We start from the raw sequence: 25,555 nt of genomic DNA, 5'->3' as shown, positions 1-25,555 counted from the left end.
TCCAGGAGTCGTGCGGTGGTGTCGTAGAGTGCACGGGCGAGGGAGTTCAGGTCTTGCGTCACAACATGACCATGGGCTCCCTCGCCTCATGCTCAGACCATGCACCCCTTGGAATTACTCATCTAGGAGGCGTGACCCCGCTTTATTAGATTCGACTTATATAAGTACCTGTTTATATGGTGGGTCCATGCACGCCTTCGACGTCCTCGGGGATCCCGTCCGGCGCCGCCTGCTGGAGCTGCTCAACGACGGTGAGTGCTCCTCGGGCGAGCTGACCGGGACCGTACGGGCCGAGTTCGGCATATCCCAGCCCGCCGTCTCCCAGCACCTGCGCGTGCTCAGGGAGAACGGGTTCGCCACCGTGCGCAGGGAGGGCACCCGCAGGCTCTACGCGGTCGATCCCTCCCCGATGCGCGACGTCGACGCCTGGCTGCGGCGCTTCGCCGCCCGCTGGGAGCCGCACCTGACGGCGCTGGAGACCGAGCTCGCCCGGGGCAGGCGTGCACGCCGGCAGTCCGCCGACGGGGACCGGTGAACAGGGAGAGCACACGATGGACATCCAGCGGCAGCTCGACGCGGCCGGCAGGTCGGTCGCGCTCAGCGGCTCCGGGGACGACACCGCCATCACGCTGACGCAGGACTACGACGCGCCGATCGGGGACCTGTGGGACGCCTGCACCAGCGCCGAACGCGTGCCGCGGTGGTTCATGCCGGTCACGGGCGACCTGCGCGAGGGCGGTACCTACCAGCTGGAGGGCAACGCCGGGGGCCGGGTGCTCTCGTGCGATCCGCCGAACTCCTTCCGGATCACCTGGGAGTTCGAAGGGCAGGGCAGCGAGGTGGAGGTGCGCCTGGCCGCGCTGTCGGACACCCGCACCCGCTTCGCGCTCACCCACGTCGCGCCGCTCAACGACTTCTGGGAGCGGTTCGGTCCGGGGGCCACCGGCATCGGCTGGGAGCTGGGAATCCTGGGCCTGTTCCTGCACCTGTCGTCGGGCACCGACGTGCCGCCGGAGGCGGCGGAGTGGAGCGGGTCGGAGGAGGCCCGCCGGTTCATGGAGCTGGGCGGGCGCCTGTGGGGCGAGGCGCACGCCGCGGCCGGCGCCGACCCGAGGGAGGCCGAGGCCGCGGCCGAGCGCACCGTGGCCTTCTACACCACCGACCCGGAGGCCGGGACCGCGCAGGGGGCCTGAGGCAGGAGGACCCGCCGCGATCCCCGCGGGTCAGGCCGCGCCCGGTGGGCGCCGTCCGTCGCGAGCGGTGCGGGTGTCCGCCGGGCGAACCGGCCGACCTAGCGGGCCACCCGGAAGAACCCCTCCGAGATGAGGGTGCGCAGCGCCTCGGGCGCCCGCTCCCGCACGGCCACCGGATCCTCGCCGATGAGCTCGGCGATCACGTCCAGCAGCGGGCCCACGGGCATGGTGCCGTCGCACACCCCGGCGAGGGCGGCCTCCACCGTGCCCACCCGGGCGACCCGCCGCAGCCCGCCGCGCTGGCGCAGCACGATCCTCTCCGGATCCGGAGCGCCCGGGCGCCCCACCCGCTCCTCCACCACGCCCGGCGCGAGCGCCACGTGCGCGGACAGCAGGGCGGCGTCGGTCAGGCGCAGCGCGGTCATCGCCCCGTCCACCACGTCGGGCAGGTACGGGCCCACGGGCTGTTCGATCTCGTGCCGCAGCTCCTCCACGCGCACGGTCGCGTCCTGGGCGACGTCGTTGCGCAGGCTGATCCACCCGAACCCGATGCCCTTGATGCCCTCGCGCTCGAAGTAGTCCAGCCAGGCGTCGTAGCGTCGCGTGTACTCGGGGGTGCCGTGCTCGCAGGAGTCGCGCAGCCACAGCTCCACGTACTGGGCGGGGTCCTGCACGTCGCGCTGGACCACCCAGCCCGAGCAGCCGGTTCCGGTCACCCAGCCGCCGACCCGGTCCTCCCAGTCGTCTCCGTCGCGGTGCACCCAGTTCGCCAGGATCTGGCACCAGCCGCCCTCGGTGAGGTGCGCCGGGGCCTGCCGCACCAGCTCGGCGCACACGGTGTCGCCGGGCAGGTCCGACTCCCGGTAGGTGTACCGGGAGGAGTCGGGGGTGATCACGAACGGCGGGTTGGACACGATCAGGTCGAACCGCTCGTCCCTGACCGGCTCGTACAGCGAACCCTGCTCCAGGCGGGCGCCGTCGACACCGGACAGCGCCAGGCTGATCCCGGCCAGGCGCACCGCGCGCGGGTTGAGGTCGGTGGCCACCACCTCGCGCGCCCGCGAGGCCAGGTGCAGGGCCTGTACGCCGCAGCCGGTGCCCACGTCCAGGGCACGCTCGACCGGACCGTCCACGATCAGCTGGGAGAGGGTGGAGGAGGCGCCGCCCGTGCCCACCACGTGGTCGGGGCGGGGGACGCCGCCGCTGCCGGGGCGCACCTTGGGGTCGGAGACCACGAATCCGGGCCTGCCGTCCTCCAGCTCCCAGGGCCCCAGGTGCACCAGGGCGTGCACGAGGGGTCCGTCCGGGCCCTCCTCCACGGTGACCAGGCCGGCCTCGGCCAGCTCGTCCACGGGCAGGATGGAGCGCGCGGCCCTGGCGGGGATGGGCGAGCGGAGCCACCACAGGCGCAGCAGCAGTCCGAGCCGTTCCTCGCCGCCGGTGGCGCGCAGTGCGGGCACCAGCTCCTCGCGGGCCAGCGCCCGCGCGGCGGCGTCGCCGAGTCGGTCACGGACGCCGGACACCGTGTAGTCGGCGTCGATGAGGATGCCGCGGAGTCGCTCGGCCAGACCGCGCGGGAATTTCGTCTCAGACACTCGCCCATTATCAGGCAGAAGCACGGTGCCCCCGTTGGTCGGTGGTGACCGCGGCTCAGGGGGAGTCGGACGCGTGGTCGGCGGTTCCGGAGCGCTTGCGGAGCAGGTACGGGATGTAGAGGAACCCGAAGACGCCCAGTGCGATCCCGGTCACGCAGACCCCGATCCACCAGCGCTCGGACGCGGGCAGGCCGTCGCCCATGGCGAGGAGGACGACGAGCGCCACCGTCCACGCCAGGGTGCCGATCGCGGCGGGCACGCGGTAGTCGCTCTCGTGGACGTCCGGGTCGGGCTGGCGAGGTGTGCGCACGCTCTCCAGGCTATCCGCTCACCCATGGGAAGGGGTGTATCCGGGGGCGACACCACTGACCAGGGAAGCGTTCGTCACATTCTGAGGCGTGGTCATCCGACCATGTGGTGTTTTCTCCGAAACTCCTGCGAAACTTGTGGCCGGGGTTGTATGAAGATGCAACTAACCTGGCGCAGAATCCTTGTTGTCCGGTAACACGACCAGGTCAGGCTGTCGACGTGAAATCTCCAAGCACATCCCCCAGCAGTACCGGCAAGCGCCCGTCGGGCCCCCTTGACCGCTACTTCCGCATCAGCGAGCGCGGCTCCACCCTCGGCACCGAGATCCGCGGTGGCCTGGCGACCTTCTTCGCCATGGCCTACATCGTCGTCCTCAACCCCCTGATCATCGGCACGGCCGAGGACGTCAACGGAGAGACCCTGGGCATCCCCCAGGTGGCCGCCGTCACCGCCCTGGTCGCCGCGATCTCCTGTGTGCTCATGGGCGTGGTCAGCCGCTACCCGTTCGCCATCGCCGCGGGCATGGGGCTCAACGCCGTCGTCGCCTACGGCATCGCTCCGGTCATGCCCTGGGCCGACGTCTTCCTGCTGATCGTGGTCGAGGGCGTGGTCCTGCTGATCCTGGTGATCACCGGGTTCCGCACCGCGGTCTTCGCCGCGATCCCGCCCGGCATCAAGGTCGCCATCGCCGTGGGCGTGGGCCTCTTCCTGGCACTGGTCGGACTGGTCAACGCCGGTTTCGTGCAGGCGGGCGAGGGCACCCCGGTGCAGCTCGGCAACGGCGGCCTCCAGGGCTGGCCCATCCTGATCTTCGTCATCGGCCTGCTGATCACCGTCGCGCTGTACGTGCGCAAGGTGCCGGGCGCGATGCTGCTGGGCATCATCGCCTCCACCGCCATCGCCCTCGTCGTCGAGGCCGTCCTCGGCGGCGGCGACAACCGCCTCGGCTGGAGCCTGACCGTCCCGGCCCTGCCCGAGGGCGCCGGAGGCCTGGTCGCGGTCCCCGACTTCTCGCTCATCGGCCTGTTCACCGACGGCGGCCTCAACGTGGTCGCGCGTTGGTCCGACATCGGCTTCGCCACCGTGATCATGCTCGTCTTCACGCTGCTGCTGGCCGACTTCTTCGACACCATGGGCACCATGGTCGGCGTCGCCCACCAGGGCGACCTGGCCGACGAGAACGGCAACATCCCCGGCAGCCGCGAGGTCCTGGCCGCCGACTCCTTCGGTACGATCCTCGGCGGTCTGGGCTCGGCCTCGGTGGCCACCATCTACGCCGAGTCCGCCGCGGGCGTCGGTGAGGGCGCCCGGACCGGTATCGCGCCGATCGTCACCGGTGCGCTGATGATGCTGGCCACCCTGCTCACCCCGCTGGTGAACCTGGTGCCCTTCGAGGCCGCCACGCCGGTGCTGGTGATCGTGGGCTTCATGATGATGACCCAGGTGATCAACATCGACTTCAGGGACCCGGCACTGGGCCTGGGCTCCTTCATGGCGATCATCATGATGCCCTTCACCTACTCGATCGCCAACGGCATCGGGTTCGGCCTGCTGACGTACGCCTTCGTCAGCCTCGTCCTGGGCAAGGGCCGCCAGGTCCACCCGCTGCTGTGGCTGATCTCGCTGGTGTTCCTGATCCACTTCGCCGAGGCGCCGATCAACGCCCTGATCGGCTGATCTCCACCTTTCCCGCCGGGCGGGAATTCCGGCGGCGGTGAACGGCGTTGACTCCCATGATGAGTCAACGCCGTTTACTTCTTTGTCCGCCATGTCACCGATACCGGCCAGTGGCCGCATCAGTCCCTCTCCACCCGTCCGCGGGGAGGGACTGATGCGGCGTATCGCCATGTTCCGCTCACTGTCCGTCCGCAACTACCGGCTGTACGCCCTTGGCCAGCTGCTGTCCAACCCCGGTACGTGGATGCAGCGCATCGCGCAGGACTGGCTGGTCCTCCAGCTCAGCGGCGGCAGCGGCATCGCGCTCGGCATGACCACCGCCCTGCAGTTCCTGCCCATGCTCTTCCTCGGGCTGTGGGGCGGCGCCCTGGTCGACCGGATGGACAAGCGCAGGCTCCTGATCTGCACCCAGACCGCCATGGGCGTGCTCGCCGTCGGCCTCGGCGTCCTGGCCACGGTCGGGGCCGCCCAGGTCTGGCACGTGTACCTGTTCGCCCTCGGACTCGGCATGATCACCGTGCTCGACAACCCCGGGCGGCAGACCTTCGTTCCGGAGATGGTCGGCCGCGACCACCTGTCCAACGCCATCGCGCTCAACAGCGCCAGCTTCCAGCTGGGCAGGGTCACCGGCCCGGCCATCGCAGGCCTGCTCATCGCGGTCATCGGGAGCGGGCCGGTCTTCCTCATCAACGGCGCCTCGTTCGGGTTCACCATCGTCGCCCTGGCGATGATCCGCACCGCCGAACTCAACCCCACCGAGCGGGTTCCCCGGGGCAAGGGGCAGATCCGTGAGGGACTGCGCTACATCGGCGGCAGGCGCGACCTCGTCCTCCTCCTGGCCCTGGCCGCCTCGACCCAGTTCTTCGGGGCCAACAGCCAGAACCAGATCGCGCTGGTGGTCAACAACGTGTTCGAGACCGGGGCCGACGCGTTCGGCGCGGCCGCGGCGTTCCTGGCCGTCGGCGCGCTGGCGGGCGCCCTGATGGCCGCCCGCCGCGAACGGCCCAGACTGCGGCTGGTGCTCATCGGGTCGATGGCCTTCGGCGCACTCCAGGTGGTCGCGGGGCTCATGCCCGGCTACGTGCCGTTCGTCGTGGTGCTGGTGCCCATGGGCATGGCCTTCATGACGTACGTGACCACCCTCAACGCCACCTTCCAGCTCAGTGTGGACCCGCAGATGCGCGGTCGGGTCATGAGCATGTTCCTGCTGGTGTTCATGGGCGTGGCGCCCATCGGCGCACCCGTGGTGGGACTGCTCGCCGACGCGTTCGGCCCGCAGGCCAGCTTCGTGATCGGCGGCTCGGTGACGCTCGTGGTGGTCTCGGTCCTGTCCGCCCTGCTCTTCCGGGTCAAGGGGGTGCGGGTACGCGACCTCCTTCCGGGGAGGCGCCCGGCCGGGAGCGCCGGCCGGGGAGCGCCCGAGACCGAGCGGGAACGCGAGGAGGCTCCCGAACCCGAACCCGGACCGGAGTACGAGGATGTCCGCGTGGAGCGCCGCGCGGACGGCTCGGCCCGGGTCGGGCTCACCCGGGACGACGACGGGCCGTGCCACGCCTCGGACTCCCCGGGGAACAGGGGTGGTCCGCCCCGGTCCGCGCGGAGCAGGATGGGGACATGAGGCTGTTCGCCGCCCTGGATCCGCCGGCCGACGTGGTGGACGCGCTGCGCGAGGCCGTCGACCGGGGGCGGCGCCACGACCCCGGCCTGCGGTGGAGCGGGCCCCGGGACTGGCACCTCACCCTGGTCTTCCTCGGCGAGGTGGACGAGGAGCGCCTTCCCGCGCTCACCGACGCGCTCGGCGGCGAGGTCCGCGCCCACCGGCCCCTCTGCCTCGCCGCGCACGGCTGGGGCACCTTCCCGCCCGGCGGCGGCCGCTCCTCCGTGCTCTGGGCCGGGCTCGACGGCGACACCGAGGCCCTGGGAGCCCTCGCCGACGGACTGCGCGCCGCCGCGGCGGGGACCGGTGTCCCCGTGGAGCAACGCCCCTACGTGCCGCACATCACGGTCGCCCGCAGCCGCCCAGCACGCGACCTCACCGACACCGTCCGCGCCCTCGGGCCCCTGCGCAGCCGCATGTGGAGGGCGCACGAGGTGCGCCTGGTGGAGAGCCGTGCCGGGAAGGAGGACCGCTACCGAACCGTCCGGACCTGGGCATTAGGCTGGGGAACGGATTCCACCCCATCTCCGGAGCGGAGCACGTCATGAGCATGCTCACCAGCAACCGCAAGCAGCGCTGGCTGCTGCCCGTGGTGTTGGGCTCCATCATGCTCATCGTGATCCTCGGCGCCCTGCTCGGCTGAGCCCGCCGCTCAGGCGGAGGCGGAGGCCAGGCTCACCGCGTGCGCGACCAGCGCCGCGTTGTCGTGTGCCTCCTCGCCGTCGGGCAGCCGCATGGTGTCCTCCAGCCCCATCCTGATGTCGTAGCCCGCGGAGACCGCCGACTCCAGGACCGGCCAGGCCGTGGCGTCGGCCCCGTGCATCAGCCGAGGCCGGTCCACCTCCGCCCGGTCCAGCAGGGACAGGATCGCGTCCGCGTTGCGCCTGGCGTCCTCCACCGCGACCTGTGTGGGCTCCACCAGCACCGCGGCGACCTCCAGCCCGGTGGCGACGAGGATGCGCGCGGACTCCACCGTCCACACCCCGGCCTCCACCCCGATCCGGCGGTCCTCCAACAGGTGTGCCAGGTCCACCGACCCGGCCTCGTGCAGGTTCAGCGTCACCGAGTCAGGCAGCGCCGAGGCCGCCCACCGCTGCACCAGGTCGTAGCGCCGCCAGGGGTCGGACTCCGCCGACAGCGACGTGGTCAACGACACCGGTACCCGCGGCCCCTCGGCGCGCAGCCGTTCCATCAGCGGGGCGACCACCTGAGGCTCCAGCGACTCGGCACCGCCGGGGTCGCGCGGATGCAGGTGGATCTCGGTCGCGCCCGCGGCCACCGCCGCGTGGGCGTCCGCCACCACCTGGTCCGCGGACACGGGCAGGGCGGGGTGCGCTCCGGGACGGCGGTCCCCGTTCAGACAGGCGACGATCCTCATGAGGGCCCTCCTTACGGCGCTCCGTAAGCCCCATGTGCCCGTTACCACCCGGGTGCAAGCCATCCGAACGGTTCCCTGGCAGGATGTCGGTCATGAGAACTCCGCTCGTTCTTGCCGCAGCCGTGCTCTACGCGGCCCTCCCGGTCCCCGCCTTTCCCGAGGAACCGAGCGAACCCGTGTCGGACGGTATCGACCACCCCCGTGGAGGAGAGGGCCCCGAGGGATCGGAGATCGCGTTCGAGTTCGGTGACCCCCGCATCTCCGAGTCCAGCGGGATCGCTCCGTCCCTGCGCCACGAGGGCGTGTGGTGGACGCACAACGACAGCGGGGACCACCTCAGCGAGGTGTACGCGGTCGACGGGGAGGGGCGCACGCTCGCCACCGTCACCCTCGGCCTGGAACGGCGCGACTGGGAGGCGGTCTCCGTCACGGAGGGCCCCGACGGGACGCCGTCGGTCCTCGTGGGCGACATCGGCGACAACTTCGGCGGCGGCTGGCCCGACGTGAGGGTGTACCGGTTCGCCGAACCCGAGGCGCTCACCGACGTGCTGATCGACCCCGAGGTGTTCACCCTCACCTACGAGGACGGCGGGCGCGACGCGGAGTCGATGATGGTCGACCCCCGTGACGGGCGGCTGTACGTGGCGTCCAAGGAGTTCTCCGGCGGTCTGTACGCGGCGCCCGAGACCCTGGAACCCGGGGCCGAGCACGTGCTGGAGCGGATCGACTCGGTGCCGCTGTTCGCCACCGACGCCGCCTTCGGCCCGGACGGCGCCCGCTACGCGATCCGCACCTACTGGGGCGTCACGGTCTACGACTCCACCGAGGGCGTGCCCGGCTCCGCGATCGGCTCCTTCGACCTGCCCGAGTCCGACCAGGGCGAGTCCATCGCCTTCACCCCCGACGGAACCGCGCTCATGGCCGGGACCGAGGGGCTGAACGCGTCGGTCTGGCGGATTCCGCTGGAGGAGCGGTACCTGGTCGAGGAGGCCGCCGAGGAGGCCGCCGGGGAGGAGCCGCCCGCCGAGGAGGAGGGCGGCACGGCCGGACCGGAGGCCAGGAGCGCGCTGCCGTTCATCGTGGGCGGGGCCGCGGTGGCCGCGCTGCTCATCACCGGCATCGTCCTGCTGGCCCGCCGGGGCTGAGGCGCGCTGTCACGACGGGTCCTCCGTCTCCCTGCGGGCGCGCAGTGCCCGGACCTTCTGGCGGTTGCCGCAGCGTTCCATGGAGCACCAGCGGCGCCGGCCGGGCCGCGAGGTGTCCACGAAGACCAGCCGGCAGTCGCGCGAACCGCACTCGCGGATCCGGTCCGCCAGGGGGCCGGTGAACAGGTCGACCGCGTCGCGGGCGATGGTGGACAGCGCCGCGGTGGCGTCCGCGGGCAGCGACCAGGCGCGTTCCCCCTCCGGGCTCATCTCCGGTGCCAGCGGCGCCCGTGCGGCGGCCCGGTTGACCCCGGCGACGTCATCCGGCGGCAGGGGGCGACCGTCCAGGTGGGCCAGGACCACGCGCCAGAGCGCGTCGCGCAGCGTCCGGGCGGCGGTGAGCTCCGTCTCGGACACGGCGACCAGTTCCGGATCCAGGCGCAGGCGGAACAGCGCGAGCCAGTCGGCGAGGTCGCGCGGCTCGTGGAGGCTCTCGTGGACCGCGTACGCGCCGGGTCCGCCCGTGACCAGTAGTTCCAGGGACAGCGCGCCCGGGTCGAAGACGTAGGGATGCCCGGACCGGGGATTCATCGGCAGGCCGGTTGTGTTCCGCGTCATGTAACCAGTATAACTGGAATCACAGGCGGGGCCGCAGCAGGCGGGTCCGCGCGAACCGGGAGGAGGCCAGCGATGGCCGTGGAGTGGCAGCTCGTCGTGGACTGCGCCGAACCCATCCCCCTCGCCCGCTTCTGGGCCGCTGCGCTGGAGTACGAGCCCGAGGACAACAGCGGGATCGTCGAGCACGCGGTCGCCGCCGGGATGGCGGGGGAGGAGGACTACACCGAGGTGGACGGGCGCAAGGCGTGGATCCAGGCCGCCGCGATCCGTCACCCCGACGACCCCGTGGACGACTTCACCGGCGCCGGCATGGGAAGGCGCGTGCTCTTCAAGACCGTGCCAGAGCCCAAGAGCGTGAAGAACCGCCTGCACATCGACCTGCGGGTGGGCCCCGAGAGCCGTGACGGGGCCGTGCGGCGGCTGGAGGGGCTGGGCGCCTCCGTCGTCCGGACCGTGGAGGAGCACGGGTCCTCGCACGTCACCATGCGCGACCCCGAGGGCAACGAGTTCGACGTGCAGTGACGTCCTAGTCCACGGGCTGCGGGTCCAGGAAGTACTCGCGCGCCAGGAACGCGTGCCGGGAGAAGTCGGTGAACACGCCGTCCACACCGGCCTCGAAGAACGCCTCGTACTCGGCGGCGAAGCCCCCGTAGTCCTTGGGGCCGCGGTCCGAGCGCAGGTCGGCGGGCAGGAAGTGGTTCTCGCTGCGGAACGTGTACGGGTGCACCAGGAGTCCGGCCTCGTGCGCGTTCTCCACCAGGCCGGTCGGCTCGCCCAGCGAGCCGTCCTCGTCGGTGGGGACGACCAGGCTCTTGTGCGGGCCGATCGCCTGCGCGAAGGACGCCACCTCCGCCAGGCCGTCCGGGGTGGTGTGGTGCAGCCAGCGGTCCTCGGTGCCCATCAGGTACACCAGCGGCAGCTCCGTCCCGGCGAGCTTGCGCAGGCTCTCAGCCTCGAAGGACTGGAGGAAGACCGGCACCCTCGGCTCCGGCCCGGTCAGCCCGGCCTCACGCAGGGTGCTGATGAGGCCCGGCTCCAGTTCCAGCCCCTGCTCCACGTGGTAGGCGGGGTGCTTGGTCTCGGGGTAGATCCCGATCGGCCGGCCCAGCTCCCCGGTGAGCGAGAACGCCAGCTCGATGACCTCGTCCAGGGTCGGGATCCCGTAGGTCCCGTCCATCGCCGCGTTGTCGGGACGGATCTCCTGGAGGCGCTCCACCGCGCGCAGCGTGCGGATCTCCTCCAGGGTGAAGTCCTGGGCGAAGAACCCGGTCACCTCGCGCCCGTCGACGGTCCGGGTGGTGCGCCGGTCGGCGAACTCGGGGTGCTCGGCCACGTCCGTGGTCCCGCCGATCTCCTGTTCGTGGCGGCAGACCAGCCTCCCGTCCCTGGTCGCGACCAGGTCCACCTCGATGAAGTCGCCGCCGTGCCTGGCCCCCAGCTCGTAGGAGGCCAGGGTGTGCTCGGGCCGGTGCCCCGGCGCGCCGCGGTGCGAGATGATCTTGATGGGGGATGATTCCTTCTTGTTCCTGCGCACAGCCGAACCGTCCTGGTAAGCGAGAAGCCGGGAAAAGGGGGAGGCCGACCCGGATCCGGGTCGGCCACCATTGTGCAACGCGGCGCTCAGGGCTCAGGACAGCTTGGTGAGCACGTGGTCCACGCACTCGGTGAGCGCCCTCACGTCGTCCGGCTCGACCGCCGGGAACATGGCCACGCGCAGCTGGTTGCGGCCCAGCTTGCGGTAGGGCTCGGTGTCGGCCACGCCGTTGGCGCGCAGCACCTTCGCGACCGCGGCGGCGTCGACGTCGTCGCTGAAGTCGATGGTGCCGACCACCTGGGAGCGCTTGGCGGGGTCGGTGACGAACGGCGTCGCGACCGGGGACTTCTCCGCCCAGCCGTAGAGGACCGAGGAGGACTCGGCGGTGCGCGCCACCGTCCACTCCAGGCCGCCCCGGCCGTTCATCCACTCCAGCTGCTCGGCGAGCAGCAGCAGCGTGGCCACGGCCGGGGTGTTGTAGGTCTGGTCCTTGCGGGAGTTGGCGACCGCCGTGGTCAGCGAGAGGAACTCCGGGACGTACCGGCCGCTCGCGGCGATCTCCTCCACGCGGGCCAGGGCCCGGGGCGACATGACGGCCAGCCACAGCCCGCCGTCGGAGGCGAAGCTCTTCTGCGGCGCGAAGTAGTAGACGTCGGTCTCGGCGATGTCGACGGGCAGGCCGCCCGCGCCACTGGTGGCGTCCACGAGGACGAGCGCGTCGTCGTCGGCGCCCGCCACCCGCCTGATGGGCGCGGCCACACCGGTGGACGTCTCGTTGTGGGTGAGGGCGTACACGTCCACACCGGCCTCGGCGACGGCCTCGCCGTGGCTGCCGGGGTCGGTGCTGATGACGGTGGGCTCCTCCAGCCACGGGGCGCCCTGGGCGACCTTCGCGAACTTGCCGGAGAACTCGCCGAAGGACAGGTGCTGGGACTTGGCGCGCAGCAGGCCGTGCGCCGCGATGTCCCAGAAGGCGGTGGTCCCGCCGTTGCCGAGGACCACCTCGTACCCGTCGGGCAGGGAGAACAGCTCGCTCACGCCGGCGCGCACCCGGGAGACCAGGGACTTGACCGGCTTCTGCCGGTGGGAGGTGCCCATGTAACGGGAACCGGAGGAGGCCAGGGCGTCGAGTTGCGCGGGGCGGACTTTGGACGGGCCGCTGCCGAAACGGCCGTCGGAGGGCAGCAGGTTCGCGGGGATCTGAATCTCGTCGGTCACGGTCCCAGGGTAGTGGTGGCGGTGGCGACACCGCCGGTCAGGGCCGCGATTGTTCGGAGACGGGACCACGTGGCTCCGGACCGGGTGGCGCGTGGGACACCCGGCGCGAGAGGATGCCCCGTGTGGACCACAGAGACCCCGCCGAGCTGCGCAAACCGTACACGGGTGAGCCCCTGACGCGCTCCTCCCTCGCAGACCACCCCATGACGCAGTTCCACCTGTGGTTCGAGGAGGCCTACGGGTCCGGGCTCGCCGAGCCCAACGCCATGGTGCTGGCCTCCGTCGAGCCCTCGGGCATGCCCCGCGCCCGCACCGTGCTGATGAAGGGCTACGACAGCACCGGCCTGCGCTTCTTCACCAACTACACCTCGCGCAAGGGACGGGCCCTGGAGACCGACCCCCGGGCCGGCGTCGTCTTCCCCTGGCACGCCATCCGGCGGCAGGTCCTGGTGGCCGGGAGGGTGGAACGGCTCAGTGACGAGGAGAACGACCGCTACTTCGCCTCGCGCCCGCGCGGATCGCAGCTGGGGGCCTGGGCCAGCGAGCGCCAGTCGCGTCCGGTGGTCGACCGCGTCGAACTCGACCGGCTCTACCGGGAGTTCGACACGGTGTGGTCCGCCGGGGAGGAGATCCCCCGGCCCGCCTACTGGGGCGGGTTCCGGCTGGTGCCCGGCGAGGTGGAGTTCTGGCAGGGCGGTGCCGACCGCATGCACGACCGGTTCCGCTACCTCCGGGGTGAGGACGGCACCTGGGAGATCGACCGCCTCATGCCCTGAGGAGGGTTCCCGCCCCGTGCTCCGCCGACCACCGCGGAAGGCCCCCGAACGGCCGACCGGTGACGCGTCCCCTCCGCACCGCTTCCCCGGGTGATCTTCGCCGCCTCGTACGCGAGTTCGGGAAGGGCTTCTCCGGGAAGGACCGTGCGTAGGCACGCGGAGCATCCGTCCCGCGCCGGGAGGACCCCGTTCGGGGGCGGGGGTCCCGCGCGGTCGGGAGAGTGTGTCCGCGTTGTGAGACAGTACGGAAATGCGGGTTCCTCGTGTCGCGATATGCTTGCCGTATCGGTGGTCGCTCCCGCGGTCCTGCGGACGCCCCGGTCCCCATCCGGCCCCTGGGAATGACGTCGCCCCGGCCTGTGTTGAGAGAGACCCGCCGTGCCCGCCGCGACCGCGCGTCGGGCACAGAGCCTTGGGAGGGGAGACTTGACCGCACACGGGCTGATCGACACCACGGAGATGTACCTCCGTACGGTTTTCGAGCTCGAAGAGGAGGGGATCGTTCCGCTTCGGGCCCGTATCGCCGAGCGTCTGCACCAGAGCGGTCCCACGGTGAGCCAGACCGTGGCCCGCATGGAGCGTGACGGTCTGCTGCGGGTCGAGAACGACAGACACCTCGTCATGACCGCCGAGGGACGGCGCCTGGCCACTCACGTCATGCGCAAGCACCGACTCGCCGAGCGCCTGCTCGTGGACGTCATCGGTCTCCCCTGGGAGGACGTGCACATCGAGGCCTGCCGCTGGGAGCACGTGATCTCCGAGGCGGTGGAGGAGCGGCTGGTGACGCTGCTCAACGCCCCCTCGGTGTGCCCGCACGGCAACCCGATCCCGGGCCTGGACGAGCTGGGTCTGGAGGACTACTCCCCCGAACCCTTCACCGACGACTCCATCGTCCCGATGATCGACGTCGCGGGGAACAGCGAGATCACCGCCACCGTGCGCCGCATCAGTGAGCAGATCCAGTCGGACGCCGACATCATGCTCACCTTGCGCGAATGCGGGGTACAACCGGGGCAGGAAGTGGTGTTGCGTGCCTCTGACGACGGGGTTCGCGTGATCGACGGGGAATCCGGGGGGACCGAACTCCCGGCACTGGTCGCCGGACACATCTTCGTCGCCAAGCCGTGAACCGTACGGACACGTTGATTGGTTGCTCATCAGGATTGTCACATTGCGCTGCGGGAACGTTGACGGTGTTGCTACGCTCGCCCCAAGGTGCGGTCGTTCGGGGTACCCGGAGCGGGCATGTGTGCAGCTCATGACGGCGAGGTGGCGGCTAGATGACACGGTGGGGTGAGCCCTTCCGGGAGAGCGACGCGCTCGCCACGGCCGCCGTGGTGGACCAGGCGCAGATCGCCATCGTCGTCATCGACCGCTTCAGCCTGCTGCGCTACTGGAACCCCTTCGCGCGCGAGCTCTTCGGCTTCGTGGACGGTCGCGACTACGTCGGCCTCTCCCTGCTCGACATCGGTATCCACGAGTCGGACCGCGAACACGCCTCCCAGCTGGCCCGCCGGGTCCTGCGCGGCGAGCCGTGGGAGGGCACCTTCGCCGTGCTCAGGGGCGACTCCACGTGGATCCACGTGCGCGCCCAGGCCGTGCCCATGCGCGCCGAGTCCGGCGAGGTCGACGGCATCACCCTCATCGCCCGCGAGGCACTGCGCAGCGGCCGGGTGGAGGAGCAGTACGGACTGCTGGAGCGCATCGGCAGCCGCCTGGCCAGCTCGCTGGAGTTCGACTCCACGGTCAGGGGCGTGGCGGGCATCCTCGTCCCGCAGTTCGCCGACCACTGCTTCATCGACCTCTACGACCACGACCGCCTGGTCAGGCAGGTGTCGGTGCACGCCGAGGGGTGGACGCCCCCGCCGCGGACCTGGTTCGACGCCGGGGAGGAGGTCCGCTACCCGGAGCGCCACTTCGTCACCCAGGCGCTGCGCCGGCTGGAGACGGTGGTCAGCAGCGAGTACCTGTTCGAGAACTCGCCCAGCACCCGCTCCGACCAGGTCTCCCGCCAGGTCGGCGTCACCTCCGCCATCGCCGCCCCGCTACGGGCCCGCGGCGAGGTGCTCGGGGTGCTCACCCTGGCACTCTCGGGGCTCTCCCCGCGGCAGAAGAGCACCTACGGCGGCTTCGACCGCGACCTCGTCGGCGCCATCGCCTCCCGGGTGGCCCTGGCCATCGACAACGCCCGCCTGTTCGAGGAGGAGCGCAGCACCGCGCTCGCCTTCCAGCGCAGCCTGCTGCCCAGCAAGCTGCCCTCCCTGGACGGGCTGACCATCGCCCACCGCTACCTGCCCGCCGGCCCGCTGCAGGCGCACGGGCACGGTGTCCAGACCCAGGTGGGCGGCGACTTCTACGACGCCATCCCGCTCTCGGCCGGACGCGTCGGCCTGGTCATCGGCGACGTCGAGGGCAGGGGGCCGCACGCCGCCGCCGTCATGGGGCAGCTGCGCGCCGCGCTGCGCGCCTTCGCCCTGGCCGACCGCGAACCCGCCGACATCCTGCGCGAACTCGACGAGTGGGTCCGTCAGCTCGGCCAGGAGGACGCGGACGGCGACACCTGGATTCCCAGCGTCAGCTGCCTCTACATGGTCTACGACGCCTGGTCGCGTGAGCTGTCCTACGCCAACGCCGGACACGCCCCGCCGCTGCTGGTCACCTCCGAGTCGGTGGAGAAGCTCGACCTGGAGGTCACCGACCGGGTGCTGGGCGTGCGCGCCAAGGGCGGCTCTGGCGAGGACCTGGTCTACCACCAGGCCGACCTGAGCCTGCCCACCGGCGCCACTCTGGTGCTGTACACCGACGGTCTCGTGGACCGGCGGCCGGTGGGCGGCAGCCCCGATCCCGAACGGGCGCTGGAACGGCTGGCCGAGCGGGTCGCCGAGGTCGCCGACAAGGACGTGGACCAGATCGCCGAGGCGGCCGTGTACAGCGTTCCGGGCGAGCTGGACGACGACACCGCGCTGCTGGTCGTGCGCACCCACTCCGAGGCGCTCGCGCTGTGCGAGGGCTGGTTCCGCTCGGAGGCCTCCACCGTGGGAGAGGCCCGCCACCTCGCGGCCAACACCTTCAAGGAGTGGGGGATGGACCGCGACCAGGCCGAGCTGGCCTGCCTGCTGGTCTCGGAGATCGTCACCAACGTCGTCATCCACGCCACCCCGCACCCGGTGCACCGCGAGTTCACCGGCTTCGGGGTGCTGGACTCGGAGAGCCCGTCCGGCTCCGGAGGGGCCGCCGACGAGTTCGACGAGGACTGGACGGACCTGCTGGAGGCGGCGACGGAGGGCGGCGACGAGCCCGCCGAGAGCGAGGAGAAGGAGTTCCTTCTCCGGTTGCGGCGCGGGGCGTCCGCGGTGTGGGTGGAGGTCTTCGACAACGACCTGCGGCTGCCCCGGATCCGCAGTGCCGCCGCGGACGACGAGGGCGGCCGGGGCCTGTACCTGGTCGAGCAGCTGGCCAGCCGGTGGGGGTCGCGCCCGACCCCGGACGGCAAGGCGGTCTGGTTCGAGATGCCCATGCACGACGACGGGGTCGAGGAAGCCGAGAAGGACGACGAGGAGTGACCCCGTGCGGGCTCCTCGGAGCCCGCACGGGTGAAGGCCCGCCCGGCCGTGCCGGAGGCCCCACCGCGGACGCCCCGTACTTGTGGCGCGGCTCGAACGTCGCGCCGCGCCACAAGTACGGGATCACGGCGCAGGAGGCGGGGCGGGGGACCTCTCGGCCGCCTGCGGGTGTTCCTTGGGAGGCTTTCGGGCCGGCGGGCGGCCTGGCGGACGCGGGCCCGGAACGACGCGGAAAGCAGTCCCTAGCGCCAGGACCAGGCCCACAGCAGCAGGCACACGAAGACGAAGAAGACCACGATCCCGCCGGTCGTCCACGGGATGTGGACTCTGGGGCGGAGCTTGCGCACGCCGATCACGAGCAGCACGGCCAGCAGGCCCATGACGATGAGGCCGTCCCACGCACCGCTCATGACAGCTCCGATCCTTCCAGAACGGGGGTTCCAGCGGTCACAGTCCCAGACCGCGCCCCACGATCTCCTTCATGATCTCGGTGGTACCGCCGTAGATCGTCTGGATGCGGGAGTCCTGCCAGGCCCGTGCCACGGGGTATTCCATCATGTACCCGTACCCGCCGTGAAGCTGTAGGCAACGGTCCATCACCTTGTTGCACAGCTCGGTGGTCCACCACTTGGCCATGGCGGCGTCCTCGATGGTGAGCTCACCCCGGTTGAGCAGGTCGATGCCGCGATCCACGTAGGTACGGGCGATGTCCACCTCGGTGGCCAACTCGGCCAGGACAAAACGGGTGTTCTGGAAGCGCCCAATCGGACGGCCGAAGGCGGTGCGCTCCCGGCAGTACCCGATGGTGTGCTGGAGCATGGAGTCGGCGGAGGCCACCGCGCAGGTGGCGATGGACAGCCGCTCCTGCGGCAGGTTCTCCATCAGGTGGACGAACCCGCCGCCCTCCTGGCCGATGAGGTTGGCCGCCGGAACGCGCACGTCGTCGAAGAACAGTTCGGCGGTGTCCTGAGCCTTCATTCCGACCTTGTCGAGGTTGCGGCCCCGCTCGAAGCCGGGGGTGCCGCGCTCGACCGCGATCAGGGAGAGGCCCCGCGCGCCCGCGTCGGGGCCGGTCCGGGCGACCACGATCACCAGGTCGGCGTTGATGCCGTTGGTGATGAAGGTCTTGGAACCGTTGAGGACGTACCCGTCGCCGTCGCGCACCGCCGAGGTGGTGATGCCCTGGAGGTCGCTGCCCGCTCCGGGCTCGGTCATGGCGATGGCCGTGATCAGCTCGCCGCCGGCGAACCCCGGAAGCCAGCGCTTCTTCTGCTCGTCGTCGGTCAGTCCGACCATGTAGGGGGCCATGACGTCGTTCTGGAGGGTGATGCCGAGACCGCTGGCGTGGGCGCGGCAGACCTCCTCGTTGACGATGGTGTTGTAGCGGTAGTCGTGCAGTCCGGTGCCGCCGTACTCCTCGGGCACGCCGTGGCCGAGCAGGCCCACCTCGCCCGCCTTGGCCCAGACCTCGCGGGGCACGATCCCGTCCTTCTCCCACCGGTCGTGGAAGGGGACGACCTCGCGCTTGAGGAACTCGGCCACCGATTCGCGGAAGAGGTCGTGGTCGGCGTCGAAGAGTTCCCGCTTCATGCTCTGCTCCGGAGTGTCGGTGATCACTGGGTGCCGCCACAGTAACCGAATCATATTCGGGTTTGAAGGGGGCGGTCCAAGCCCGGGCAAAGTTCCCGTGCCCGTGGAATCCCGCCCGGCGGTTCCCGGCGTGCGCGGCCGCGGGACCTTCCTAGGGTGGCGGCGGGGCGCGATCGGGTAGCACGGGTGGAGGAGTCGTAGGACGGCCCGCTTGGGAGGGAGGGCGATGGTCCGGCAGGGGCCCGAGCACCGGGAGCGCAGGGAGCACCGGGGCAGCAGGATCGCGGTCGTCATGGCCGCGCTGATGCTCACCGTGCTGTTGGCGGCCCTGGACCAGACGATCGTGTCCACCGCGCTGCCGACGATCGTGTCCGACCTCGGCGGGCTCAACCACCTGTCGTGGGTGATCACCGCCTACCTGCTCGCGGTCACCGCCGTCACACCGCTGTGGGGCAAGCTCGGCGACCAGTTCGGCCGCAAACAGCTCTTCCTCACCTGCATCGCCGTCTTCCTGTTCGGCTCGGCCCTGTGCGGGACCGCCCAGGACATGCTCCAGCTCATCCTCTTCCGCGGGGTCCAGGGCGTCGGCGGCGGAGGGCTCATGGTGCTCGCCTCCGCCATCATCGGCGACGTGGTCTCGCCCCGGGAGCGCGGCAAGTACCAGGGACTGTTCGGCGCGGTGTTCGGGATCTCCAGCGTGGCCGGGCCGCTGCTCGGCGGACTGTTCGTCGACCACCTGTCCTGGCGGTGGGTGTTCTACGTCAACCTCCCGCTGGGGGTGGCGGCCTTCGCGACGGTGCTCGCGGTGCTGCCGCGCCACCGGCCCGTCGGCCGACAGAGCATCGACTACTCCGGGATCGTGCTGCTGGCCGCCACGGCGGTCTGCCTGACCCTGGTCGCCTCGTGGGGCGGCAGCGTCTACCCGTGGGCGTCGCCGCAGATCATCGGTCTGATCGTCGGGTCCGCGGTGTTCGGCACGGGCTGGTGGCTGTCCGCGCGGCGGGCCCCGGAGCCCGTCATGCCGCTGAGCCTCTTCCGGAACCCGACCATCGTGGTGGCCATGGCGATCGGGCTCTGCGTGGGTTTCGCGATGATGGGGTCGATGGCGTTCCTGCCGCTGTTCCTGCAGGTCGTGCACGGCATGTCGCCCACGGCCTCGGGGCTGCACCTGCTGCCGATGGTGCTGGGCCTGTTCCTGACCTCGATCACCAGCGGGCGCCTGGTCACCCGCACCGGCCACTACAAGGTCTATCCGGTGGTGGGGATGGCGGTGACCTCCCTGGGCCTGTTCCTGCTCTCCCGCATGGGGCCGCAGAGCTCGCAGGTGGAGATGGGGCTGTACTTCTTCGTCCTCGGCGTGGGCCTGGGCCTGGTGATGCAGGTGGTGGTCGTGGTGGTGCAGAACGCCGCCAGCTACGCCGATCTGGGGGTGGCCACATCGTCGGCGACGTTCTTCCGGTCCATCGGAGGGTCGTTCGGCACGGCGGTGTTCGGCGCGATCTTCTCCGGGCAGCTGTCCGCCAACCTGGCCGCCCGGGCCGAACAGATCCAGCTGCCGCCCGGGATGGACCCGTCGGCCCTGGAGAGCGACACGCGCAGCCTGGACCAGCTGCCCCCGGCGGCGCAGGCGTCGTTCCTCCAGGCCTACGCGGACGCCGTGGACACCGTGTTCCTGGGGGCGGTGCCGGTCGCCCTGGCCGGGTTCGTGCTGGCGCTGTTCCTGCGGCAGGTCCCGCTGCGCACCACCATCGACTCCCCGGACCTGGACGAGTCCATCCCGCCCGTGGCCGCCGGGAGCCGCAGCGCCATCGCGCACGTGGAGAAGGAGGTGTTCCGGGCCTGCGGCCAGGAGGGCGCCGACGAGATGTACGGGCGCCTGCGCGAGGCGGCGGGCCTGGAGATCTCGCCCCGCGCGTGCTGGGTGCTCAGCCACCTGGGCGTGACCGGGCCGCTGGCGTGCGCGGAGCTGGTGGAGATGTCCGGGCTGTCCGAGGACTACTGGGAACCGGTGCACCAGGAGCTCCTCGAAGCGGGCTACCTGGCCGGGGAGGGGGAGCCCTGGACGCTGAACCGGCGCGGCGCGGAGGCCGCCCGGGCGGTGTTCGAGGCCCAGCGCACCGCGCTGCGCTCGCTGCTGGCCGACTACGGGCCCGAGGAACACCCCGAGGTGGTGGCCGCCCTGGAGCGGATCACCACCGACATCCTGGGCGACGAGGGCGACGCCGCGCGCCTGGACGACGGGGCCCACCGGGCGTGAGGGCGGCCCGAGGGGAGGGGCGCGGAGCCCCCTTCCCAGCTTCTTCACTCAGGTTCGCCCCGGGCGGTCCACCGCCACGGGGGCCGCGGACCCGTGGACGACCAGCACGGATCCGGGTTCCCAGGGGCCGGGGTCTTGCCGGATCCAGTAAACCGAATACAGTTCGGTTTGTAACCGTCATCCAGCCCTTGGAGGATCCCGTGGCCGAGGCATACATCGTCGGCGCAGTACGCACCCCCGTCGGCGGCAGGAAGGGCGCCCTGGCCGCCGTGCACCCGGCGGACCTGGGAGCGCACGTGCTCAAGGAGCTCGTCACCCGCACCGACGTCGACCCGGCCGCGGTCGAGGACGTCATCATGGGCTGCGTCAGCCAGGCCGGGCCGCAGGCGCTCGACCTCGCCCGCACCGCCTGGCTCTCCGCGGGCCTCCCCGAATCCGTCCCCGGCGTCACCATCGACCGCCAGTGCGGGTCCTCCCAGCAGGCCGTGCACTTCGCCGCCCAGGGCGTCATGTCCGGCACCCAGGACCTGGTCGTGGCCTCCGGCGTGGAGAACATGGGCATGGTCCCCATGGGAGCCAACGTCCAGTACGCCATCGACAACGGCCTCGGCCTGTACGGCGACGGGTGGGTCGAGCGCTACGGGCTCCAGGAGATCTCCCAGTTCCGCGGCGCCCAGCTCATGTGCGAGAAGTGGGGCTTCAAGCGCGAGCAGATGGAGGAGTTCGCGCTGGAGAGCCACCAGCGCGCCGGCAGGGCCCTGGAGGCGGGTTACTTCGACGACCAGGTCGCCCCCCTGGCCGGGGTGGAGCGCGACGAGGGCGTGCGCCCCGACACCACCCTGGAGAAGATGGCGGGCCTGAAGCCGCTGCGCGAGGACTGGGAGCTCACCGCGGCCGTGGCCAGCCAGATCTCGATCGGTGCGAGCGCGGTGCTCCTCGCCTCCGAGAGCGCCGTCAAGCAGCACGGCCTGACCCCGCTGGCCCGGATCGTCCAGCTGTCGCTGGTCGGCGACGACCCGGTGTACATGCTCACCGCCCCCATCCCCGCGACGAGGATCGCGCTGGAGAAGGCCGGTCTGGGCATCGACGACATCGACGTCACCGAGATCAACGAGGCGTTCGCCCCGGTGCCGATGTCCTGGATCCAGGAGATGGGCGCCGACCCCGCCAAGGTCAACCCCAACGGCGGCGCCATCGCCCTCGGCCACCCGCTGGGCGCCACCGGCACCGTGCTCATGACCAAGCTGGTCAACGAGCTGCACCGCACCGGCGGCCGCTACGGCCTCCAGACCATGTGCGAGGGCGGCGGCCAGGCCAACACCACCATCATCGAACGCGTCTGACGACGGTCTCCCTCCATGGCTGTGTGCTTGCATGCAGGATTCCCTCTTGCGTGCATGCACACAGCACCTCCCTACGAGCCAGGTGACGTGGAGAGCGGAAGACGAACTCGTCCGACGTGTGAAGCGCGCTGCTGAACGCCGGGGCGTCAGCACGGACGAACACCCGAGCCTGGTCCTGAGCGCCGCGACCGGCCCCGGCCTGGAGAACGACGAGGCTCAGGGGGTGGAGGCCAGCGCCGGGCCGCCGACGCCGTTCGACAGGCCCAGCCAGGCGGCCGTCTCCTCCAACTGCCCGATGAGCTCGGGCACGGTCTCGGCGGGAGCGTCCTCCTCCAGGGTGATCCGCTGCGCCAGCAGGGTCCCCGACCTCCGGTCCGCCTTGAGGTCCACCCGCGCCACCAGGTCCTCGCCCAGCAGGAAGGGCAGCACGTAGTAGCCGTGCACCCGTTTGGCGGCGGGCACGTAGATCTCCAGCCGGTAGCGGAACCCGAACAGCTCCTCCGTGCGACCGCGCGTCCACACCAGCGAGTCGAACGGGCTCAGCAGCGCACGCGCGGACACCCTCCGCGGAACCCTGGCCTCCCGGTGCAGGTAGGCGGTGCGCTCCCAGCCCCGTACCCGCACCGGTACCAGCTCACCGGCGTCCACCAGGTCGGCGACGGCCGCCCGGGACTCGGCGGGCCTCAGGCGGAAGTAGTCGCGCAGGCACGCCTCGGTGGCCACCCCGTGGGCGCGGGCGGCGATCGACACCAGCTCCCGGTGCGCCTCCCGCGGCGTGGTCCGCGGTGCGGCGCGCACCTCGGGAGGCAGCACCCGTTCGGGCAGGTCGTAGAGCCTCTCGAACCGGGTGTTGCGGCCGTTGGAGGTCAGGTCACCGATCCAGAACAGGTACTCCAGGCACTTCTTGACCTCGGACCAGTTCCAGCCCCAGTGGTTCTTGGCGCGCGGCGCGTCGTGCGCCAGCGCCGACTCCACCTCGCGGGCACTGGCCGGGCCGATCCGGGCCACCTCCTCGAACACCGCCTTGACCAGCTCGGGCCGCTCCTCCCGGACGCCGCTCATCCATCCCACCCGCGTCTGCTCGCGGTTCTGCTCCATCCGGTAGCGCATCAGCTGGCGGGTGGACGGCGGCACCAGGCTGGCCTCGTGCGCCCAGCACTCCACCAGCCGGGCGGCGCCGGAACCGGCCGCGGTGGTGGCGGCCCGGTCCAGCAGGGCGGTGTCGTAGGCGCCCATGCGCGCGAAGACCGGCAGGTACTGGCTGCGGGCCAGCACGTTCACGCTGTCGATCTGGAGGACGCCCACCCGGCGCACCACCCGTGCCAGGTGGGCGAGGGTCGGCTTCCCGGCGGGCCGGGGATCATCGAGGCCCTGGGCGGCGAGCGAGATCCGGCGTGCCTGGGAGAGGGAGAGGTCCGCGTCGCGGCGGGGATGCGGTTCGGCCATGTCGACACGGTAGTCCCCGCACACGACAGTCCGGAGTCCCCGGGATCAGCCCATGCGCCGGTGCTGGTTCTCCTCCTTCGACGGTCCGGGAACGCTCGGTGAGATCAGCGGTCCGGGCAGGGAGGGGTCGACGACGCCCTCCTCCAACCACGTGTAGGCGTCGTCCATCAGGCGCCGGGACAGCTTGCCGTCCACGGTGTCGGTGTTGGACCACAGTCCCTCGAAGAGGGTGTCGATCCGCAGCCGCGACTGGCGGCAGAACACGTCGGCCAGTTCGAGGGGGCCGCTGCCGCGCTCGGGATGGGTCCCGACGTCGTCACGGGCGCGCACGACCACCGCGCTCATCGCGAACAGTTCCGCGCCGATGTCCACGATCCGGGCGAGGAAGCCCTGTTTGACCTCCATCCTTCCCTGCCAGCGCGACATCCCGTAGAACGTGGACCTGGCGAGCCTGCGGCAGGTGCGCTCCACGTACCGCAGGTGGGCGGCGAGCGGTCCGAACCCGGTGAACGCCGACGGCACCTGCCCCTGGCCGACGGCCAGGGTGGGCAGCCACTTCGCGTAGAACCCGCTGGCTTTGGCGAGGGCCCTGGCCTTGTCGGCTCGGTCGGCCTCGGGGTCGATGATGTCCCCGGCCACCGACAGGTGCGCGTCCACCGCCTCGCGGGCGATGAGCAGGTGCATGATCTCGGTGGATCCCTCGAAGATCCGGTTGATGCGCAGGTCGCGCAGCAGCTGCTCGGCGGGGACGCCGCGCTCGCCGCGCGCGGCCAGGGAGTCGGCGGTCTCGAAACCGCGTCCGCCGCGGATCTGTACGAGTTCGTCGGCGATGGTGTACGCGTGCTCGGACGCCCACAGCTTGGCGATGGCCGCCTCGATGCGGATGTCGTTGCGCTTGTCGTCGGCCATCTGGCTGGCCAGGTCCAGCATGGCCTCCATCGCGTAGGTGGTGGCGGCGATGTAGGAGATCTTCTTGGCGACCTCCTCGTGCCTGCCCACGGGGCGGCCCCACTGGACGCGCTCGCGGGACCACTCGCGGGCCACCTTGGTCGCCCACTTGCCAGCGCCCACGCACATGGCGGGCAGGGAGAGCCGTCCGGTGTTGAGGGTGGACAGCGCGATACGCAGCCCGTGCCCCTCCTCGCCGATCCGGTTCTCCGCCGGGACCCGTACCCGGTGCAGCCGGGTGAGGCCGTTCTCCAGACCGCGCAGGCCCATGAACCGGTTGCGCCGTTCCACGGTGATGCCGGGGGAGTCGCCCTCGACGACGAACGCGGTGACGCCGCCCCGGTGGCCGGGGCTCTCGGGCACCCTGGCCATGACCACGAGCAGGTCCGCCACCACCCCGTTGGTGGTCCACAGCTTCACGCCGTCCAGCACGTACCCGTCCCCGTCCTCGGCGGGCGTGGCGGTGGCGTGCAGACGTGCCGGATCGCTGCCCACGTCGGGCTCGGTGAGCAGGAACGCGCTGATGTCCCCGCGCGCGCAGCGGGGAAGGAACCTGCGTTTCTGCTCCTCGGTGCCGAACATGGAGACGGGCTGCGGGACGCCGATGGACTGGTGGGCGGAGAGCAGAGCGCCGATCGCCGGGGAGGCCGAGCCGACCAGTGCCAGGGCACGGTTGTAGTAGACCTGGCTGAGCCCGAGCCCGCCGTACTCGACGGGGATCTTCATGCCGAGGGCGCCCAGTTCGCGCAGGCCGTTGACGACCTCGTCGGGGATGCGCTCCTCACGCTCGATGCGCTGGGAGTCGATGCCCCCGCAGAAGGTGCGCAGGGACTCCAGGAAGTCCTCGCCCCGGCGCCGCGCGTCCTCCCCGGACCTGGTCAGGGGATGGATCAGATCCAGGCGGAACCGCCCCAGGTACAACTCCTTGGCGAAGCTGGGCCGGTGCCACTCGCTCTCCCGGGCCTGTTCCGCCACGGCACGGGCCCGCCGCTCGTCGACCTCGGGAGCGGTGTTGGTGTCGGGTTCGACGGTTGACATGCGCGCTCTCACCTCATCGAGGGGGAGTTGTGTGTGGTCTGCATCACGTAGCTACCCGCTGGTACGGCCCCTACGCGTGGGTGGTCCGCCCCCGCGTGCGGAGGGCGGCCAAAAACCTTTGGCCCGATGCGAACCTCCGGAGGGGGGTGGCCGTCCAACAGGGCGCGACGGAAACAACCGAGCATGTGCCGGGAGTCGCGACGCCCCGGTGCGGAGGACGGCCGCACCGGGGCTTGCTCGTGCCACCGACGCCGGCACCGTACTGTCGCC

22 protein-coding genes are annotated in these 25,555 nt (G+C 71.3%); 12 read left to right on the top strand and 10 right to left on the bottom strand.

Annotation, left to right across the window (positions count from 1 at the left end; translation table 11 throughout):
- Positions 1-187: 187 nt before the first annotated feature.
- Entirely contained in the window at positions 188-535 is a 348-nt protein-coding gene (locus FYX01_RS02345; protein WP_150236985.1) for an ArsR/SmtB family transcription factor, read from the top strand.
- A gap of 16 nt (positions 536-551) precedes the next feature.
- Positions 552-1,193, top strand: coding sequence for an SRPBCC family protein (locus FYX01_RS02340; RefSeq protein WP_150236983.1), 642 nt, complete (start codon positions 552-554; stop codon positions 1,191-1,193).
- Positions 1,194-1,291: 98 nt separating this feature from the next.
- Here FYX01_RS02340 and FYX01_RS02335 read toward each other — a convergent pair whose 3' ends face one another.
- Together FYX01_RS02335 and FYX01_RS02330 are read right to left on the bottom strand one after the other, a co-directional pair.
- Positions 1,292-2,788 carry a DUF7059 domain-containing protein gene (locus tag FYX01_RS02335; RefSeq protein WP_150236981.1) on the bottom strand — a complete coding sequence of 499 codons (1,497 nt, stop codon included), beginning with the start codon at positions 2,786-2,788 and terminating at the stop codon, positions 1,292-1,294.
- A gap of 55 nt (positions 2,789-2,843) precedes the next feature.
- Entirely contained in the window at positions 2,844-3,098 is a 255-nt protein-coding gene (locus FYX01_RS02330) for a DUF2530 domain-containing protein (protein ID WP_150236979.1), read from the bottom strand.
- A 218-nt stretch (positions 3,099-3,316) separates the two neighbouring features.
- On the opposite strand from FYX01_RS02330, the gene FYX01_RS02325 reads away from it, so the two are divergent.
- From FYX01_RS02325 to thpR, 3 genes are all read left to right on the top strand, one after another.
- Entirely contained in the window at positions 3,317-4,774 is a 1,458-nt protein-coding gene (locus tag FYX01_RS02325) for an NCS2 family permease (RefSeq protein WP_150236977.1), read from the top strand.
- Positions 4,775-4,928: 154 nt separating this feature from the next.
- The gene (locus FYX01_RS02320; RefSeq protein ID WP_150236975.1) at positions 4,929-6,392 is read left to right on the top strand and encodes an MFS transporter; all 1,464 of its coding nucleotides are present in this window, start codon (positions 4,929-4,931) and stop codon (positions 6,390-6,392) included.
- Positions 6,389-6,979: an RNA 2',3'-cyclic phosphodiesterase gene (thpR, locus tag FYX01_RS02315; RefSeq protein ID WP_150236973.1), complete on the top strand. Its 591-nt coding sequence runs from the start codon at positions 6,389-6,391 to the stop codon at positions 6,977-6,979. The genes FYX01_RS02320 and thpR overlap by 4 nt, the downstream gene beginning before the upstream one ends.
- 104 nt (positions 6,980-7,083) lie before the next feature.
- On the opposite strand, the gene FYX01_RS02310 is transcribed toward thpR, so the two are convergent.
- The gene (locus tag FYX01_RS02310) at positions 7,084-7,809 is read right to left on the bottom strand and encodes a 3-keto-5-aminohexanoate cleavage protein (RefSeq protein ID WP_150236972.1); all 726 of its coding nucleotides are present in this window, start codon (positions 7,807-7,809) and stop codon (positions 7,084-7,086) included.
- A gap of 92 nt (positions 7,810-7,901) precedes the next feature.
- On the opposite strand from FYX01_RS02310, the gene FYX01_RS02305 reads away from it, so the two are divergent.
- Entirely contained in the window at positions 7,902-8,954 is a 1,053-nt protein-coding gene (locus tag FYX01_RS02305) for a hypothetical protein (protein ID WP_150236970.1), read from the top strand.
- Positions 8,955-8,963: 9 nt separating this feature from the next.
- On the opposite strand, the gene FYX01_RS02300 is transcribed toward FYX01_RS02305, so the two are convergent.
- A complete protein-coding gene (locus tag FYX01_RS02300) occupies positions 8,964-9,572 on the bottom strand; it encodes a CGNR zinc finger domain-containing protein (RefSeq protein ID WP_190394149.1) in 609 nt (202 codons plus the stop codon).
- A 72-nt stretch (positions 9,573-9,644) separates the two neighbouring features.
- Here FYX01_RS02300 and FYX01_RS02295 point away from each other — a divergent pair, with 72 nt between their 5' ends.
- On the top strand, positions 9,645-10,094 hold the full coding sequence (locus FYX01_RS02295) for a VOC family protein (RefSeq protein ID WP_150236969.1): 450 nt from the start codon (positions 9,645-9,647) through the stop codon (positions 10,092-10,094).
- Between the two features lie 4 nt (positions 10,095-10,098).
- Here FYX01_RS02295 and FYX01_RS02290 read toward each other — a convergent pair whose 3' ends face one another.
- Positions 10,099-11,106, bottom strand: a complete 1,008-nt coding sequence (locus FYX01_RS02290; protein WP_150236968.1) for a glycerophosphodiester phosphodiesterase family protein — start codon at positions 11,104-11,106, stop codon at positions 10,099-10,101.
- A gap of 93 nt (positions 11,107-11,199) precedes the next feature.
- Positions 11,200-12,324, bottom strand: coding sequence for a phosphoserine transaminase (gene serC / locus FYX01_RS02285; protein WP_150236967.1), 1,125 nt, complete (start codon positions 12,322-12,324; stop codon positions 11,200-11,202).
- 122 nt (positions 12,325-12,446) lie between these two features.
- Between serC and pdxH the strand changes: the two genes are divergently transcribed.
- The 3 genes from pdxH to FYX01_RS02270 all read left to right on the top strand — a co-directional run bounded on the left by pdxH (position 12,447) and on the right by FYX01_RS02270 (position 16,663).
- A complete protein-coding gene (pdxH, locus tag FYX01_RS02280; protein WP_150236966.1) occupies positions 12,447-13,100 on the top strand; it encodes a pyridoxamine 5'-phosphate oxidase in 654 nt (217 codons plus the stop codon).
- 426 nt (positions 13,101-13,526) lie between these two features.
- The gene (locus FYX01_RS02275) at positions 13,527-14,228 is read left to right on the top strand and encodes an iron-dependent transcriptional repressor DtxR (RefSeq protein WP_150236965.1); all 702 of its coding nucleotides are present in this window, start codon (positions 13,527-13,529) and stop codon (positions 14,226-14,228) included.
- A 152-nt stretch (positions 14,229-14,380) separates the two neighbouring features.
- Positions 14,381-16,663, top strand: a complete 2,283-nt coding sequence (locus tag FYX01_RS02270; RefSeq protein WP_150236964.1) for a SpoIIE family protein phosphatase — start codon at positions 14,381-14,383, stop codon at positions 16,661-16,663.
- 242 nt (positions 16,664-16,905) lie between these two features.
- Here the strand turns inward: FYX01_RS02270 and FYX01_RS25980 are convergent, their stop codons facing one another.
- Both FYX01_RS25980 and FYX01_RS02265 read right to left on the bottom strand, forming a co-directional pair.
- Positions 16,906-17,073, bottom strand: a complete 168-nt coding sequence (locus tag FYX01_RS25980; RefSeq protein WP_190394148.1) for a hypothetical protein — start codon at positions 17,071-17,073, stop codon at positions 16,906-16,908.
- 37 nt (positions 17,074-17,110) lie between these two features.
- Positions 17,111-18,253, bottom strand: a complete 1,143-nt coding sequence (locus tag FYX01_RS02265; RefSeq protein ID WP_150237027.1) for an acyl-CoA dehydrogenase family protein — start codon at positions 18,251-18,253, stop codon at positions 17,111-17,113.
- A 226-nt stretch (positions 18,254-18,479) separates the two neighbouring features.
- On the opposite strand from FYX01_RS02265, the gene FYX01_RS02260 reads away from it, so the two are divergent.
- Both FYX01_RS02260 and FYX01_RS02255 read left to right on the top strand, forming a co-directional pair.
- Complete coding sequence (locus tag FYX01_RS02260) at positions 18,480-20,510, top strand: MDR family MFS transporter (RefSeq protein WP_150236963.1); 2,031 nt, start codon at positions 18,480-18,482, stop codon at positions 20,508-20,510.
- Positions 20,511-20,710: 200 nt separating this feature from the next.
- Positions 20,711-21,853: an acetyl-CoA C-acetyltransferase gene (locus FYX01_RS02255; protein ID WP_150236962.1), complete on the top strand. Its 1,143-nt coding sequence runs from the start codon at positions 20,711-20,713 to the stop codon at positions 21,851-21,853.
- Positions 21,854-22,069: 216 nt separating this feature from the next.
- Here FYX01_RS02255 and FYX01_RS02250 read toward each other — a convergent pair whose 3' ends face one another.
- A complete protein-coding gene (locus FYX01_RS02250; protein ID WP_150236961.1) occupies positions 22,070-23,299 on the bottom strand; it encodes a winged helix-turn-helix domain-containing protein in 1,230 nt (409 codons plus the stop codon).
- A gap of 45 nt (positions 23,300-23,344) precedes the next feature.
- Positions 23,345-25,285 carry an acyl-CoA dehydrogenase family protein gene (locus tag FYX01_RS02245; RefSeq protein ID WP_150236960.1) on the bottom strand — a complete coding sequence of 647 codons (1,941 nt, stop codon included), beginning with the start codon at positions 25,283-25,285 and terminating at the stop codon, positions 23,345-23,347.
- Positions 25,286-25,555 lie beyond the last annotated feature (270 nt).

Origin of the sequence: Nocardiopsis quinghaiensis, from assembly GCF_008638365.1 — a bacterium.
In the GTDB taxonomy this organism is placed as follows: Bacteria; Actinomycetota; Actinomycetes; order Streptosporangiales; family Streptosporangiaceae; genus Nocardiopsis; species Nocardiopsis quinghaiensis.
Note: the sequence above shows the minus strand (reverse complement) of the source record. Positions and strands in the feature narration are given on the sequence as shown.

Bases quoted from the DNA above. Each gene is read 5' to 3' on its own strand.
- FYX01_RS02345 (WP_150236985.1), top strand. From the start codon at position 188: ATGCACGCCTTCGACGTCCTCGGGGATCCCGTCCGGCGCCGCCTGCTG.
- FYX01_RS02340 (WP_150236983.1), top strand. From the start codon at position 552: ATGGACATCCAGCGGCAGCTCGACGCGGCCGGCAGGTCGGTCGCGCTC.
- FYX01_RS02320 (WP_150236975.1), top strand. From the start codon at position 4,929: ATGCGGCGTATCGCCATGTTCCGCTCACTGTCCGTCCGCAACTACCGG.
- thpR (WP_150236973.1), top strand. From the start codon at position 6,389: ATGAGGCTGTTCGCCGCCCTGGATCCGCCGGCCGACGTGGTGGACGCG.
- FYX01_RS02310 (WP_150236972.1), bottom strand. From the start codon at position 7,809: ATGAGGATCGTCGCCTGTCTGAACGGGGACCGCCGTCCCGGAGCGCAC.
- FYX01_RS02305 (WP_150236970.1), top strand. From the start codon at position 7,902: ATGAGAACTCCGCTCGTTCTTGCCGCAGCCGTGCTCTACGCGGCCCTC.
- FYX01_RS02300 (WP_190394149.1), bottom strand. From the start codon at position 9,572: ATGACGCGGAACACAACCGGCCTGCCGATGAATCCCCGGTCCGGGCAT.
- FYX01_RS02295 (WP_150236969.1), top strand. From the start codon at position 9,645: ATGGCCGTGGAGTGGCAGCTCGTCGTGGACTGCGCCGAACCCATCCCC.
- FYX01_RS02270 (WP_150236964.1), top strand. From the start codon at position 14,381: ATGACACGGTGGGGTGAGCCCTTCCGGGAGAGCGACGCGCTCGCCACG.
- FYX01_RS25980 (WP_190394148.1), bottom strand. From the start codon at position 17,073: ATGAGCGGTGCGTGGGACGGCCTCATCGTCATGGGCCTGCTGGCCGTG.
- FYX01_RS02265 (WP_150237027.1), bottom strand. From the start codon at position 18,253: ATGAAGCGGGAACTCTTCGACGCCGACCACGACCTCTTCCGCGAATCG.
- FYX01_RS02260 (WP_150236963.1), top strand. From the start codon at position 18,480: ATGGTCCGGCAGGGGCCCGAGCACCGGGAGCGCAGGGAGCACCGGGGC.
- FYX01_RS02250 (WP_150236961.1), bottom strand. From the start codon at position 23,299: ATGGCCGAACCGCATCCCCGCCGCGACGCGGACCTCTCCCTCTCCCAG.
- FYX01_RS02245 (WP_150236960.1), bottom strand. From the start codon at position 25,285: ATGTCAACCGTCGAACCCGACACCAACACCGCTCCCGAGGTCGACGAG.